Genomic DNA, 13,844 nt, shown 5'->3' on the forward strand with positions numbered 1-13,844 from the left:
TCACGATCAAGAACTCTGTTCAGAATACCGAACAACTTCTGATGTGTGGCAGTGGAGCGGAAGGAATCACGGTGGCAGCAGCACCAGTCTGGAGCGTCGACCCCCGCACCGGGAACCCGCGTGAGCAGGTCGCGGTGGAGGCTACAGCGGAGGAGGTCGACCGTGCGGTCCGGGCCGCCCATGCGGTACGCGACTCGCTCGCCGACCGCACCGTACGCGCCGCGTTCCTGCGCACCGCGGCCGATCTGCTCACCGAGGCCGGGGAGCATGTCGTCGAGGCCGCCGACGCGGAGACCGCACTCGGCCCGGCCCGGCTCACCGGCGAACTCGCCCGTACCGCAGGTCAGTTGCGGGCCTTCGCGGAGGTCGTCGACGAGGGCGCCTTCCTCGACATCCACATCGACCACGAGGACGCCACCAGGACCCCGCCCTGGCCCGACCTGCGCCGCTACAAGATCCCGCTCGGGGTCGTCGCCGTGTACGCGGCCAGCAACTTCCCGCTCGCCTTCTCCGTCCCCGGCGGCGACACCGCGAGCGCACTGGCGGCCGGCTGCCCGGTCGTCGTCAAGGCCCACCCCGACCACCCCGCCACCTCCGAGCTGTGCGCCTCCGTACTGCGCCGGGCCGCGGCGCAGGTCGGACTGCCCGAGGACGTAGCCATCCTGGTCCACGGCTTCGAGGCGGGCATCGAGCTGATCAAGCACCCGCTCGTCGCCGCCGCCGGCTTCACCGGCTCGGTACGAGGCGGCCGCGCCCTGTTCGACGCGGCGGCGGCCCGCCCCGCCCCCATCCCCTTCCACGGCGAGCTGGGCTCCCTCAACCCCGTCGTCGTCACCGAGGCGGCCGCCGCCGAGCGCGGCGAGCAGATCGGTGCCGGGCTCGGGGGCTCGATGACCATGGGCGCCGGCCAGTTCTGCACCAAGCCCGGCTTCGTCCTGGCCCCGGCCGGCGAGACCGGCGACCGGCTGCTGAAGTCCCTGACCGAGACGGTCAGTGACACCGAGGCCGGGGTCCTGCTCGACCACCGGATGCGCGACGCCTTCCTCGCAGGGGTACGCGAGCGGGCCGAACTCCCCGACGTGGAGGCCCCGGTCACCCCCGGCGCGGGTGGCGACCACACCGTCGCGGCCGGCTTCCTGACCGTACCGGCGCACCTCCTCGCCACCGAGGGCCCGCACGACGCGCTCCTGGAGGAGTGCTTCGGCCCCGTCACCGTCGTCGCCCGGTACGCCTCCGAGGACGAGATCACCGCTGTCCTCTCCCGGCTCCCCGGCAACCTCACCGCCACCCTCCAGACAGCCACGGACGGCGCCGACGCCGACGCCGCCGGACTCCTCGCGGCCCTCACCCCGCTGGCCGGCCGGGTCCTCGTCAACGGCTGGCCGACCGGCGTAGCCGTCGCCCCCGCCCAGCACCACGGCGGCCCCTACCCGGCCACCACCTCCACCTCCACCTCGGTCGGCGCCACCGCGATCGAACGCTGGCTGCGCCCCATCACCTACCAGACGACCCCCGAGGCCCTGCTCCCGCCGGAACTCCGTGACGACAACCCCTTGAACCTGCCCCGCCGAGTGGACGGCCGCCGCGCATGACCCCGCACCTTCCCGAACTCCCCTTCGACCTGAGTCCGTTCGGCCCCGAGGCCGAGTGGACGTACGACAACGGCGTACTGACCGGCCGGGCAGGCGCCCGCCAGGACCGCTTCGTACCGCCGGGCGGCGAAGCCCTCGACACCGTGAGCGACGCACCGCGCCTCCTCGGCCCCGCGCCCCGGGGCGACTTCCAGCTGATCGCCCGGGTGAAGGTCGGCTTCGCCGCGGCCTTCGACGCCGGAGTGCTCTACCTCCACGTCGGGGAACGGGAGTGGGCCAAGATCTGTCTGGAGCTCTCCCCGGACCACCCCACCGTCTGCACGGTCGTCACCCGCGGCCACTCCGACGACGTCAACTCCTTCGTCGTGGACGGCGACAGCTGCTGGCTCCGCCTCAGCCGCACGGGCAGCGCGTTCGCCTTCCATGCCTCGCCCGACGGCGAGAAGTGGACCTTCGTCCGCGTCTTCGCCCTCGGCGAGCCCGAGCAGGCGGCCGAGGCGTCGGTCGGCTTCCTCGTCCAGTCGCCGACGGGCGAGGGCTGCGAAGCGACGTTCGACCGGATCGCGTTCCGTGCGGCGGGACTTGAGGATCTGCGCGACGGGAGCTGAACCGTCCCGCACATACATCGCGCCGTCTCACGGCCGAGCGCGGATACTCGGCGGAGCCGAGTGCCGGCCCCCAACCCTCCGGCGCCCGCCGGAGGGTTGGGGGCCGCATGAACACCACTGCCCATCGCGCCGGAGCCCAGTGGACGTCGGCGCCCCATCGGGCCTCCCACTCACGCATCACCGACTGGCACGGCCCCCCATCTCCCGTGCCGACTGCCATCGGTCGGTGTACGAGCCACCGTCAGGGGAATTCGTTGAACGCGATGCCGTTGGTGAGGGACGTGATCCCGCTCTGCACCCCGTCGATCTTGACCGTCTGCCCCGACACGTGTTTCACGTACACCCGCATGAGGAACGTCCGGGTGCCGCACGCCGAGTCGATGGGGATACCGGAAAGCGCGGAGTAGCCGACCGAATGATGCGCGTCGTCGGTGACAGTCCGGCGAGCTGAGGTGCTGTGCGTACGGCAGGCGTGACCGGTCGTGTCGAGCTGGATGAACTCGAAGCGCGTGTCCACGACCGCGTTCTGGCCGCGCGGGTACGCCTGCATCGCCTCGGAGCAGGAGGCGGTTCCCTGGTAGCACGTGGTCAGTTCCACATTCGCCCTGGCTGAGACGGTGACCGCGCTCGGGTGGGCCTGCCACTGCTGGACCGGGGTCCCGTCGTCGTAGAAGACCCAAGCGTCCCGGCGGGCCGGTCCGCCGCCGACATAGGTGCAGGCGCCGGAGGGGTCTGCGCTCTCGCACGCGGGGTTCTGCCACCAGCGCGCGCCGGTCTGGTCGGTGTCGTCGGCCTCCAGCCAGGTGCTTCCCGCGACTGCGGTCAGATGGTATGTGCCCGGCAGGGACGAGTAGGCCGTGCCCTGGAGCACGCAGGTGTAGGCGCCTGCCGTCGGCGCGCTGAGGAGCAGGTCTGCGTAGAGCGGCAGATGACCCGGAATCGCGTACGTAGTGGTGTCGCTGCCCTCGTGATTGCGCGCCGATGCCGCGACGACGGGCACTGTGGCCCCCGCCGCGTTGATGCACCTGACGCGCAGGGTGAGGCCGACAATGCCGGTCGTGGTGCTGGTGGCTTCCAGCCGCCCGCGCAGGTGCCGTTTCTCCCCAGCGGCCAGCGTCATCGTTCGCTGGAGCAGGTCGACCGTTTCGCCTCGGGGGATGTCCCTGTCGGCAGCCAGGCTGATCCGGGTGATGGTGCCGGCACCCGCAGCGCCGGTGTCGGCTGCTCCGGCCGGAGCAGTCCAAAGGGGTACCAGCACCATCGCCAGGGCGGCCATGACTGCCCTGCGGACGGCTCTCTTTGTTGTGGTCATGCGCGTATCAGCCCCTGCCGGTTCGTGGTGGCGCCCCCCGAGCGGTCGATGCGGTGGTGCTTGCCGGCCCGTCGCCGGCACCCGGGGCCGTGCCCCCGCGTGAACGCGGGGGGCACGGCGTGGAGAGCATGCTGGGCCCAGGCGCCTGCCGGGCGTCGGCACCCGGGAGGGATGGCTCACGGACGTGCGTTCCCCATACACACCAGGTCGCCATAGGCGACACCCAGGTCGGGGATGCCGATGTTGCTGCTGAAACCGCCGGCCACCAGCGTGCGCGCCACGCTGTAGGAGTTCGTATTGGCGTAGTAGTGCCAGACCTTCGCGTCCACCGAGAGGTTGTTGTCGTAGGACACGATCGAGCCGAAGGTGAAGTCTTGCGGGAAGAAACAAGAATTGGTGCTTGCGCTGGCGATGCGGTTACCTCCGAAACCGCTCTGGTCGTAGACGCAGAGCCGGTTCGCCGGGCAGGGGCCGTCGGCGGCGGCGGGCGACGCCGACGCCAGCATGCCTCCCGCCGCGAGGAGCAGTGCAGAAGCGGCGGTGGCGGTTCTGTTCTTCCACGTCACGTGGGTTCCTCCACGGGTATGTTGCGCATACGTTCGATTACGGGGAGTGACGCTACAGTTGGATCACACAGTCAGCAATCGATTTTCGGACCATGAGTGGGGGGCAGAACTCGCCATGAACTGCGCTCTGTGCAAGGTGGGTTGCTCCGGCTGTTGCCACCGCTGTCGTTGGCTGGGGCGCGGTGACGGCCTGGCTTGATCTCTGACCTCGGGCGTCGAACGATGCGTCGTACTTGATCGCTCGGTTCGGCAACCGGCATACGCGGAAGCGGCCTTCCTCTGGACATGTGCTCCGACCAGGGCACACACGTTTGGCGCGAAGGCCGTGAGGACAAGTCTGCTGCATCGCGATAATCGCCACCGTCACGGCCCGGCGGCTGCGCGATTCCGCTTGAGCGACTGATCACTGCGGGGCAGTAGCAGACCGGTGACCCGGACATCCTCGTCATCGCGGACGTTACGACGCGATCCGTCTCGCGGTCCTGCTCAAAACCGGGCACATCCGCCCCAGGCCGCCTGCCCGGCCCGAGAAGTCAACTACTTGGCACAGGCCCTGGCCGCGTGTCGCACGAAGTGCGTCCAGCCGGTACGGGTGAGTGTCAGGTGAGGGAGGGAGGTGTCCTTCGAGTCGCGGACGAGAACCGCGTGCTCGATGGTGGCGATCTCCACGCACTCGCCGCCGTCGCCGGCGCTGTAGGTGCTCTTGGACCAGATGAGCCCAGGGGCCGCGTCGTGTTCGATGTTCATCGCTCTCCCAGCAACTTCTCAATCAGCGCCAGGGACTCGTGGGGGCTGAGGGCCTGGCCGCGAATGCTTCCGTACCGTGCGGCCAGGATACGTACTTCCTCCGCGTCGGTGATCAGCCGGTTCACGCTCTGAACCTCGACGTAGGCGAGTTGCTGTCGTCCTTTGGGAGTGAGCAGGATGAATGGGCCTTCCAATGCGGTGTGGTCTTCGCAGTCCATCGGGAGCACCTGGATCGTGGTGCTGCGCAGCCGGGCGAGGTGCTGCAAGTGCTTCAGCTGTCCTTGGCGTACCTCCTGCCCACCCACGGCCCTGCAGAGCACGGACTCGTCGATGACCGCGCTGACCATGGGGGTTGGCCACGTGGTGAGGACTTCCTGACGTGCGAGCCGAGCCGTGACGCGTTGCTCGATCGTGGCTTCATCGAGCGGGGGCTGGCGCGACGCAAACGTCGTCCTCGCGTAAGCCTCCGTTTGCAGAAGTCCAGGAAAGGTCAGCGTGCTGAAGAAGCTGATCTCGACCGCATCCGCCTCCAGCTTCGCATAGTTCCGGAACCACGCCGGATGCCTCACCCGGGCCCGCGCCTTCGCCCGCGCCACCTCCTCCTTCGCCGCCCTCAGTAGCCCGCCCGCCTCCAACAGGTCATCCGCCGCGTCCAGAAACTCCGACTGCGGCGTCCTGCGCCCCCGTTCCAGCGACCGGATCAGGTCCTCGCTGTACCCGAGCCGGTCACCCACTTCCCGCTGGGTGAGGCCGGCCCGCTCCCGTAGCAGCCGGAGCTGGCTGCCGATCACGCGGAACAGGTCCGCGGCCTCCTCCGAGTCGTCGTCGCCACCGATCGCACCGTCCAGCTCCATCGCTGCCCGCCTTCGTTCCATGGGGCCGACCGTGTTCGTCGTCCCGGTACGGGGGACAACCGGTACCGGTCGCCGTAAGTACCGGTACACGCACGCTACGTACCGCTGTCGTTGCTGGTCGGCGTACGGTCACTCGGCCACGCTGAGTGGTGTGACGAGCGAATCCGCAGAGATCGAAATTCCGCAACCGGCAACTTCCGCACCGCAGTTCACACAGCTGTTCAGTGCTACCCGCCGAGGTGCCCGCCTGGCTCGCCTGCTGGCCGTGGAGCAACTGGTGGCATGGGGGTGGCCGCGTGACGGCGAGCGCATCGACGCGGCCGCGCTCGTCGTCGCCGAACTGGCGACGAACGCGGTCACGCACGGGCGGCTGGACGGGCGGGGCTTCCGGCTCGGGCTTGCTCTCCTCCCGAGCGGACGGCTGCGGATCGAGGTCACGGACCCGCGCGGCGAACACCTCCCCGCCGCGTCCCGGGAAGCCGTTGAAGGAGGCCGGGGGCTGGTCATCGTCGATGCCCTTGCGGCGGACTGGGGCGTACATCCGTACCCGCCGTCCGGCAAGACGGTATGGGCAGAGGTCTCCGCGGCGCGAACAGGCGTCGGGCATCCGGCATCGGGCGGCACCTGTCAGTGATTGCGCACCCCGCCCCGGCAACCAACGGGCCCCGGGCGGCGAGTGAGTGCACCCGTACCTCGGCGTACTGGGAAAGGCGCCCATGGTCTGCCGATGAACGTCAAAGGCTTGCATGTTCCGTGGAGGGTCCGGCGATTTTCGGCCTCGATGGTGCAGTGAAGGACGTGACGGCGATCTGGAGCTGTCGGGCAGCCGCAGATTCCGGAAAAGCGACCCGCGGGGGCGCCATGCGGCCCGTGTGCTGCTTCCTCCGGGGCCTGTTCGCCGATCGGTCGGGCGGGGGTGAGGACCGCGTCGGCCAGCTCGAAAACCATGATCCGATACCAGGCATACCAGGCCAACAGCACCGGCTCTCCGGGGGCGATTTTTGGCGCACGATGTGCCACCGCGCAGTGCGGTGTACTACTAGATTGCCCAACGGCACCACGTGGCCGACTATGACATGCCCCTGTCGTTCATCTGCTGATGTTCTGACAGTCAGTCACCATGCGTGGAATTCCCGGTGAAAGCCGAGTCCAGGCAGGCTGTCGGTCCGCACCACCGCGCCCGGCCGGGCTGACAGGGCTGGACGGTCGCGGCTTTCGCGGTATTTCCTGACCCGATCCGGTTGTCCGGGGACACCCCCCATGGGGCCGGCCGAGAGTATGAGGCACGTTCTGTGAAGGTTCGTACGAGGCGGTCGAGCGCTCTGATTGCCGGGGGATTGGCAGGGGTGCTGCTGACGGGTTGCGGCTCCCAGGGTGAGATCTGGCCCTTCGACGAGGACAAGGGGAGAATGGTCGTCGGGATGTCCGACGGCATCCTTGCGACGGATCCGGCGGCGGGGTACGACCCAGGGTCCTGGCTGCTGTTCAACAACGTCTTCCAGTCCTTGATGAGCTTCCCGCCCGGGAGTTCCACCCCTGTGCCGGAGGCCGCCGAGGAGTGTCATTTCTCGGACGGCAGCAAGACCTACACCTGCACTCTTCGTAGCGGGTTGAAGTTCAGCAACGGCAACAGCCTCACCTCGGCGGACGTCAAATACTCCTTCGACCGGGCGATCGGGATCAACGACCCGGCGGGACCGGCACCGCTGCTCTCCACCATCTCGTCGATCAGCACCCCGAGCGAGAAGACCGTCGTCTTCCACCTCAAGGTGCCCGACGCGATATTTCCCAGCAAGATCGCATCGGGTGCCGGTTCCATCGTGGACCGTCACGTCTATCCCAAGGACAGGCTGCTCAAGGGCGGAAAAACGGTTGGCTCCGGTCCCTACATGCTGGACTCCATCAGCAAGTCGAAGGCCGTCTTCTCGGTCTACTCCGGCTACCACGGAACCGCCGAGGTGAAGAACTCCGGCGTGACGCTGCGACTTTTCCAGGGAGACCAGCAGGCCCTCCAATCCTCCCTGGAGAAGGGCGAGGTCGACATCGCATACCGTGGCCTCACCGCCAAGGCGATAGCCGCCCTGGATACCTCGCCCACCGCGGGGAAGGACGGCATCGACGTAGTCCAGGGCAGCAGCGCCGAGGTCCAGCACATGGTCTTCAACTTGGCCGACCCCGTGGTCGGCAAGATCGGCGTGCGCAAGGCCATCGCCTATCTCCTCGACCGCAACTCCCTGTTGAGCGAGGTCTACCAGTCCACGGCGACGCCGCTCTACTCGATCGTCCCGGTCGGCATCACCGGCCACGGCACCTCCTTCTTCGACACGTACGGCGACGGCCCGCAGCCGCAGAAGGCGAAGGATGCCCTGAGGGACTCCGGTATCACCGACAAGGTGAAGCTCACCCTCTGGTCCACCCCGAGCCGTTACGGACCCGCTACCGACGACGAGCTGCGGACCATCGCGAATCAGCTGAACAAGAGCGGACTCTTCGACGCCAGGATGGAGACGGTCCCGTTCGACCAGTATGAGAAGGACATCGCCGACGGCGTGTACGGCGTCTACGTCAAGGGCTGGGTGCCGGACTATCCCGACCCCGACAACTTCACCCAGCCGTTCTTCGGCAAGGGCAACGTCCTGTCGAACAATTATGAGAACCGCGAGATAACCGATCGGATCATCCCGCAGACCTCGTCCATGACCGACCGCGCGAGCACCCGGCAGAAGTTCATCGAGCTGCAGGACATCGTGGCGCGCGAGCTGCCGCTCCTGCCGCTCTGGCAGGGAAAGCAGTACGCGGTCGCCCACGAGAACGTCCGAGGCCTTCAGAATTGCCTGGACACATCGACTGTCTTCCGGTTCTGGGAACTCAACACCGCGTATTAGCGGAGGCTGTGTTCTGCGGGGTCCGCTCGTCGGGCTGTTCTCGCCGCTCCCGGCAACTCAGTCGCTGCCCCTCGACGAGGCGGTCGGCCCGCCGCCCGGCAGCCGGGTCGTTGCCAGTGCCGTCAGCGTCAGCAGTGCGGCGCTGACGGCCAGGCTCGTCGCAGGCCGTCCTCGAAGCCGGTCGCGACCAGGGCGCCGAACGCCGCCACGCCCAGGCCGCCAGAGACCTGGCGGGCGGCGTTCAGGACGCCTGCGGCGACACCGGCCCGGTCCGTCGGCACGGCACCACCCTGCCCATGGACCGGGTCGCCCGCGCCGGCGGCCTCGGCACCGCCGACTCGATGCGCCTGCACATCCAGCGCCGCCTCGGCCTCACCCCGAGCGCGTACCGTGCCTCTTTCAGCAGGCTGACCGCGGTGCCGGCCGCGGCGGCCACGGTCTGATCCGGCCCGGGGCGGGTTCGGGCGTCGAGCGGCGGGGGCAGGACATGCGACGTGTGGTGCGGGGCTTCTGGGGGCCCCGGGAAGAGTCCGCCGAGGCGCTGACCCGGCGATGGAAGCTCACCCTGGACCGGCTTGCCGAGATCCTTCCGGCGGGTGGCTCGGGAGCGGTGTGGACGTGGCGGCAGATCCATTCGTCCGGGCCCGCCACCGATCTCCTGCCGAACGAGGACTCCCTCCTCGCCGCCCTGCGCGCGGCCCGGGAAGCCGACGGCTGGTCGGACCGCGTCGGGTTCGGGCTGCGACTCGTCCTCGCGGGCGAGCAGGACTGGAAGATCGAGGTCAGCGGGAACGGGGGCGGCGCCTCGGAGTTCCTCCTCCAGTCGATGGTGATCGGTATCGGATCGCCGGACAACGCCGAGATTCCCGACGGGAATCTCCTTGCTGTTGTCGCCGAGGCATGGGAGCCCGACTTCGGCGATGTCACCGACGACGATGTGCTCGACGCCCTGGAGGACGATGCGGGTTTCGTGGTCGGTGAGCCCTGCGTCGGCTGGGTCGGCTTTCTCTCCCCGGCGCGCGCGGCCCTGCTGCCGGAGGGCATGAGGGCCAGGTGCAAGGAGCTCGCCGTCGGCGGCGTACTCCTCGACATCGCTCCGCGCGGTGACGTGAAGGACGTAGTGCGGGCCTATCTGCGGTTGCGGGGAGCCGGTGCGCTGCAGCCGCTGCTGCGCCCGATGGACCGGACCGTGCTGTGACCGCCCGGACCGGTGGGACGACCGGCCCCGCGCAACCGGGGAATGAGGGCGTCCGCTCCTGCGTTGTCCACGGGAGCGGAGGGTGGCTCCGCGCTGCCCGAGCTGTAGTCACGAGAACACGGAGAGAAGAAGAGACATGCGCGTCGAGATCTGGAGCGACATCGCCTGCCCCTGGTGCTACATAGGGAAGGCCCGCTTCGAGAAGGGCCTGGCGGGGTTCGCCCACCGCGACGAGGTCGAGGTCGTGCACCGGTCCTTCGAGCTCGACCCCACGCATGCCAAGGGCGACACCGTGCAGGTGATCGACATGCTGGCGCAGAAGTACGGGCGCACCCGCGAAGAGGCGAAGGCCATGGAGGCGAACGTCGCGGCCAACGCGCAGGCCGAGGGGCTCGGCTACCTCACCGAGGGCCGTGACCACGGCAACACCTTCGACATCCACCGGCTGCTCCACCTGGCCAAGGCCCGCGGCCGCCAGGACGAGCTGCTGGGCCTCGCCTACCGGGCGAACTTCGCCGAGGAGCGTTCCGTCTTCGACGGTGACGTGCTGGTCGAGCTGGCCGTCGAGGCCGGGCTGGACGCCGACGAGGCGCGTGCCGTTCTCGCCGACCCGGAGGCGTATGCCGCCGAGGTACGGGCCGATGAGCGCGAGGCGTCCGAGCTCGGGGCCAACGCGGTGCCGTTCTTCGTGTTCGACCGTCGGTACGGGATCTCCGGCGGCCAGCCCGCCGAGGTCTTCGCCCAGGCGCTCGAACAGGCGTGGAAGGACCGGCCGCTGACCGTGATCGGCGGGGACGCCGCGGCGTGCGACGCCGACGGTGCCTGCGAGGTCCCGCAGACCGGCAGCGCCTGAGCGGCCGGGTCGCTCACCGCCCGCCTCCTCGCTGAGCTGTACACATAAGCACCGCTTGGGCATACCCCTCAGATTTTGGTAATTGACGGTGGGTCACAGGGGCTTCAGGCTGGGCGCATGGAGACCACTTCGCTCAGCCGTACGGTGGACGACGAGTTCGCGTCGCAGACCACTTACCTCGACACCTCCAGTTGCGGGCTGCTGCCCCGGCGCACCGTGGACGCGGTGAAGGCGCTCGCCGAGTCGATCGCCACGGGCAGCAGGTCCGGCGCCGGTGACTTCGAGTCGGTGGACGCGGCCCGGGCCGGCTTCGCCCGCCTCGCCGGTGTCGACGCCGACCGGGTCGCCACCGGCAGCTCGGTCGCCGTACACGTCGGGCTGATCGCGGCCTCACTGCCGGCGGGGGCCGAAGTCCTGGCGCCCGAAGGGGAGTTCAGCTCCGTCGTCAGTCCGTTCGCGGTCCGTGGCGATCTCAAGATGCGCTACGTCCCGCTGGACGGGCTGGCCGACGCGGTACGGCCCGGCACCGATCTCGTCGCCTTCTCCTCCGTGCAGTCCGCCGACGGCCGGATCGCCGATCTGGACGCGGTACGTGCGGCGGCCGCCGCCCACGGCGCCCGGACGCTGCTCGACGCCACCCAGTCGGCCGGCTGGCTGCCGCTGGACGCCGGGGCGTACGACTACACCGTCACCGGCGGCTTCAAATTCCTGCTCTGCCCGCGCGGCGCGTCGTTCCTCACCGTCACCGAGGACGCGCAGCGCACCCTGCCGCCCGCCTTCGCCGCGTGGGTCGCCTCCGACGACCCGTGGAACAGTACGTACGGCCCGGTGGGGCGGCTCTCCCCGACCGCCCGTCGCTACGACGAACCGCCCGCCTTCCTCTCGTACCACGGCGCCGAACACTCCCTCGCGCTGCTGGGCGAGGTCGGCATCGACACCATTCACGCCCACGCCACCGGGCTCGCCGCCCGCATGCGGGCCGGGCTGGCCGGGCTGGGGCACGAGGTGGTGCCGACGGAGTCGACGATCGTGGCCGTGCCCGGACTCGGCGGGCGGGAGCCGGAGCTGGCGCGGGCCGGGGTGATGGTCTCGAACCGGGCGGGGAGTCTGCGCGCGGCCTTCCACCTGTACAACACGGAGGCCGATGTGGACCGTGCCCTGGATGTGCTCTCCGGCTGAATCCGCCCGGATGCCGGCCGGACCCGTCCGGGCGCCGGGGGATCAGTGGCGCTCGGAGCAGTCCTCGGCCTCGGAGCAGTCCTCGGCCTCGTGGCAGAGGTTCTCCTCGACCTTGGCGAGCAGCCGGGCCAGCTCCTTGCGTTCGGACGGGTCCAGCCCGGCGAGGGTGTGCTCCTCCAGATTGGTCCAGGCCCGCTCGACGTCGGCGTGCAGCGCGCAGCTGTCGTCGGTGGCCTCGACCAGGACGGCCCTGCGGTCGTCCGGGTCGGGGCAGCGGCGGACGTGTCCGGTCTGTTCGAGGCGCTGGAGCATCTTGGTGACGGTGGAGGGGTCGAGGTCGACGGCCTTGATCAGCTCGGACTGGCGCACCGCACCCGCGTCCCACAGGTACATCATCAGGAACTCCTGGCCGGGGTAGAGCCCGAGCCCCTTGAGCAGCTTGCCCGCGGCGAACCGGTGCAGCCGGGCGACCCGCGAGACGGCATGGCTGACGGGGCCGCCGAGGGCGGCGCTCGGCAGGTCGGTACAGGCGGGGTCGGCCTTCATCGGGACTCCTCGGGGTGGTGCCGGGCGGAGCTCCTGGTGGGTCGGGAGCGCGGAGCCGGTCGCTTTCTGCGAACTTTACCTTGGTCGGCCAATCAATGGGTTACAGTGGCGCACGGCGCAGATAGTTGGCCGACCACATAATTTTCCTGGAGCTTTCATGACCACCGCATTCGACCCGATCGACCTGTCCGGTACCCAGCTCGCCAACCGCATCGCGATGGCCCCGATGACCCGCAGCCGGGCCGGTGAGGGTGGCATTGCCACGGATCTCGTCGCCGAGTACTACGCCCAGCGCGCGTCGGCGGGCCTCATCATCACGGAGGGCATCCAGCCGTCGGCGGTGGGCCAGGGCTACCCCTCCACTCCTGGGCTGCACAGCACGGAGCAGGTCGCGTCCTGGCGCAAGGTCACCGACGCGGTGCACGCGGCGGGCGGCCGGATCTTCGCCCAGCTCATGCACGCCGGCCGGATCGGCCACCCGGACCTGCTGGCGGACGGGCTCACCCCGGTCAGCGCCTCCCCGCTCAAGCCCGCCGGTCAGCTCTACACCGGCACGGGGCTGGAGGACTTCACCGAACCGCGCGAACTGACCGGCGACGAAGTCCGGCAGACCATAGCCGACTACGCGTCGGCCGCCCGTAACGCGGTCGACGCCGGCTTCGACGGGGTCGAGCTGCACGGCGCCAACGGTTACCTCATCCACCAGTTCCTCGCGCCCAACACCAACCTTCGCAACGACGAGTGGGGCGGCTCCGAGGAGGCCCGTATCCGGTTCGCCGTCGAGGTGGTCAAGGCCGTCGCCGCCGAGATCGGCGCGGAGCGGACCGGACTGCGCATCTCGCCCGGCAACCCGTACAACGACATCGACGAGCCCGCGCCGGACGCCGTCTACGCCGCGCTGGTACGGGAGATCGAGCCGCTCGGCCTCGCCTACCTGCACGTCCTGGAAGCGGGGGAGATCCGCGAGCTGACCCTCGCGCTGCGCAAGCAGTTCTCCGGCACCTTCGTCATCAACCCGCTGACGGACGGGCCGACCGGACCGGACGACCACTCGTTGATCGACGACGGGATCGCCGACATCATCGCGTACGGTGCCCTGTTCATCGCCAACCCGGACCTGCCGGCCCGGCTGAAGGCCGGCGGCCCGTTCAACACCCCGGACCCGTCGACCTTCTTCGGCGGGGACGCGAAGGGATACGTCGACTACCCGGCGCTGGACACCGTTCAGTCCTGAGGCCGTGCGGGTCGCCGGGTTGCGGTCAAGGCCTGGCGTCCGCGAAGGGGTTCAGCACATCCTCCTGCAGGCCCATGATGTCGGGCATGGCCCAGAGGCCCTCACCCGGCCGAGGACCGGCGCCGCGTGGCGGGTGGGGGTGCTGTGCCTCGACGGCCGGTACTTGGCCGGCCGGGTCGGGCAGATGGGTCAGGCCCACCACACCGAAGCGGGCCCGTCCCCGCTCGGCGGCCGACGCGTTCCGACAGCGCCCCCGGCGCGCCCGCGCCC

The 13,844-nt window shown here is 69.6% G+C and carries 14 protein-coding genes and 1 pseudogene; 9 read left to right on the forward strand and 6 right to left on the reverse strand.

The genetic code is table 11. The annotated features are described in order from the left end of the window. The first annotated feature begins 71 nt into the window (after positions 1-71). Both IEZ15_RS15015 and IEZ15_RS15020 read left to right on the forward strand, forming a co-directional pair. Positions 72-1,592, forward strand: a complete 1,521-nt coding sequence (locus tag IEZ15_RS15015) for an aldehyde dehydrogenase (NADP(+)) (protein WP_189277207.1) — start codon at positions 72-74, stop codon at positions 1,590-1,592. Then, the gene (locus IEZ15_RS15020; RefSeq protein WP_189277209.1) at positions 1,589-2,200 is read left to right on the forward strand and encodes a DUF1349 domain-containing protein; all 612 of its coding nucleotides are present in this window, start codon (positions 1,589-1,591) and stop codon (positions 2,198-2,200) included. Before IEZ15_RS15015 ends, IEZ15_RS15020 begins: the two co-directional genes overlap by 4 nt. A gap of 241 nt (positions 2,201-2,441) precedes the next feature. Here IEZ15_RS15020 and IEZ15_RS15025 read toward each other — a convergent pair whose 3' ends face one another. From IEZ15_RS15025 to IEZ15_RS15040, 4 genes are all read right to left on the reverse strand, one after another. Beyond that, positions 2,442-3,512 (reverse strand): hypothetical protein, encoded by a 1,071-nt coding sequence (locus IEZ15_RS15025; RefSeq protein ID WP_229845892.1) that lies wholly within the window; start codon positions 3,510-3,512, stop codon positions 2,442-2,444. Positions 3,513-3,688: 176 nt separating this feature from the next. Then, positions 3,689-4,078 (reverse strand): peptidase inhibitor family I36 protein, encoded by a 390-nt coding sequence (locus IEZ15_RS15030; protein WP_114243884.1) that lies wholly within the window; start codon positions 4,076-4,078, stop codon positions 3,689-3,691. A 537-nt stretch (positions 4,079-4,615) separates the two neighbouring features. Further along, the gene (locus IEZ15_RS15035) at positions 4,616-4,825 is read right to left on the reverse strand and encodes a DUF397 domain-containing protein (RefSeq protein ID WP_189277211.1); all 210 of its coding nucleotides are present in this window, start codon (positions 4,823-4,825) and stop codon (positions 4,616-4,618) included. Next, positions 4,822-5,700 (reverse strand): helix-turn-helix domain-containing protein, encoded by an 879-nt coding sequence (locus tag IEZ15_RS15040; RefSeq protein WP_229845893.1) that lies wholly within the window; start codon positions 5,698-5,700, stop codon positions 4,822-4,824. Before IEZ15_RS15040 ends, IEZ15_RS15035 begins: the two co-directional genes overlap by 4 nt. A gap of 130 nt (positions 5,701-5,830) precedes the next feature. Between IEZ15_RS15040 and IEZ15_RS15045 the strand changes: the two genes are divergently transcribed. Further along, the gene (locus tag IEZ15_RS15045; RefSeq protein WP_229845894.1) at positions 5,831-6,313 is read left to right on the forward strand and encodes an ATP-binding protein; all 483 of its coding nucleotides are present in this window, start codon (positions 5,831-5,833) and stop codon (positions 6,311-6,313) included. Between the two features lie 658 nt (positions 6,314-6,971). Beyond that, on the forward strand, positions 6,972-8,564 hold the full coding sequence (locus tag IEZ15_RS15050; RefSeq protein ID WP_114243881.1) for an ABC transporter substrate-binding protein: 1,593 nt from the start codon (positions 6,972-6,974) through the stop codon (positions 8,562-8,564). 128 nt (positions 8,565-8,692) lie between these two features. Here IEZ15_RS15050 and IEZ15_RS15055 read toward each other — a convergent pair whose 3' ends face one another. Continuing rightward, positions 8,693-8,845, reverse strand: a complete 153-nt coding sequence (locus IEZ15_RS15055) for a hypothetical protein (protein ID WP_373302566.1) — start codon at positions 8,843-8,845, stop codon at positions 8,693-8,695. Between the two features lie 3 nt (positions 8,846-8,848). Here IEZ15_RS15055 and IEZ15_RS15060 point away from each other — a divergent pair. The 4 genes and pseudogenes from IEZ15_RS15060 to IEZ15_RS15075 all read left to right on the forward strand — a co-directional run. Next, positions 8,849-9,007 (forward strand): annotated as a pseudogene (locus IEZ15_RS15060) (AraC family transcriptional regulator); the annotation flags it as partial. 44 nt (positions 9,008-9,051) lie between these two features. Then, positions 9,052-9,762 carry an Imm52 family immunity protein gene (locus IEZ15_RS15065; RefSeq protein ID WP_189277214.1) on the forward strand — a complete coding sequence of 237 codons (711 nt, stop codon included), beginning with the start codon at positions 9,052-9,054 and terminating at the stop codon, positions 9,760-9,762. A gap of 136 nt (positions 9,763-9,898) precedes the next feature. Then, a complete protein-coding gene (locus IEZ15_RS15070; protein WP_114243879.1) occupies positions 9,899-10,615 on the forward strand; it encodes a DsbA family oxidoreductase in 717 nt (238 codons plus the stop codon). A 117-nt stretch (positions 10,616-10,732) separates the two neighbouring features. After that, on the forward strand, positions 10,733-11,794 hold the full coding sequence (locus IEZ15_RS15075) for an aminotransferase class V-fold PLP-dependent enzyme (protein WP_189277216.1): 1,062 nt from the start codon (positions 10,733-10,735) through the stop codon (positions 11,792-11,794). Between the two features lie 42 nt (positions 11,795-11,836). Here the strand turns inward: IEZ15_RS15075 and IEZ15_RS15080 are convergent, their stop codons facing one another. After that, entirely contained in the window at positions 11,837-12,340 is a 504-nt protein-coding gene (locus IEZ15_RS15080) for a MarR family winged helix-turn-helix transcriptional regulator (RefSeq protein ID WP_114243877.1), read from the reverse strand. 157 nt (positions 12,341-12,497) lie between these two features. Between IEZ15_RS15080 and IEZ15_RS15085 the strand changes: the two genes are divergently transcribed. Next, positions 12,498-13,574, forward strand: a complete 1,077-nt coding sequence (locus tag IEZ15_RS15085; RefSeq protein ID WP_189277218.1) for an alkene reductase — start codon at positions 12,498-12,500, stop codon at positions 13,572-13,574. The last annotated feature ends 270 nt before the right edge of the window (positions 13,575-13,844 follow it).

Origin of the sequence: Streptomyces atratus, assembly GCF_014648655.1 — a bacterium.
GTDB lineage: Bacteria > Actinomycetota > Actinomycetes > Streptomycetales > Streptomycetaceae > Streptomyces > Streptomyces atratus.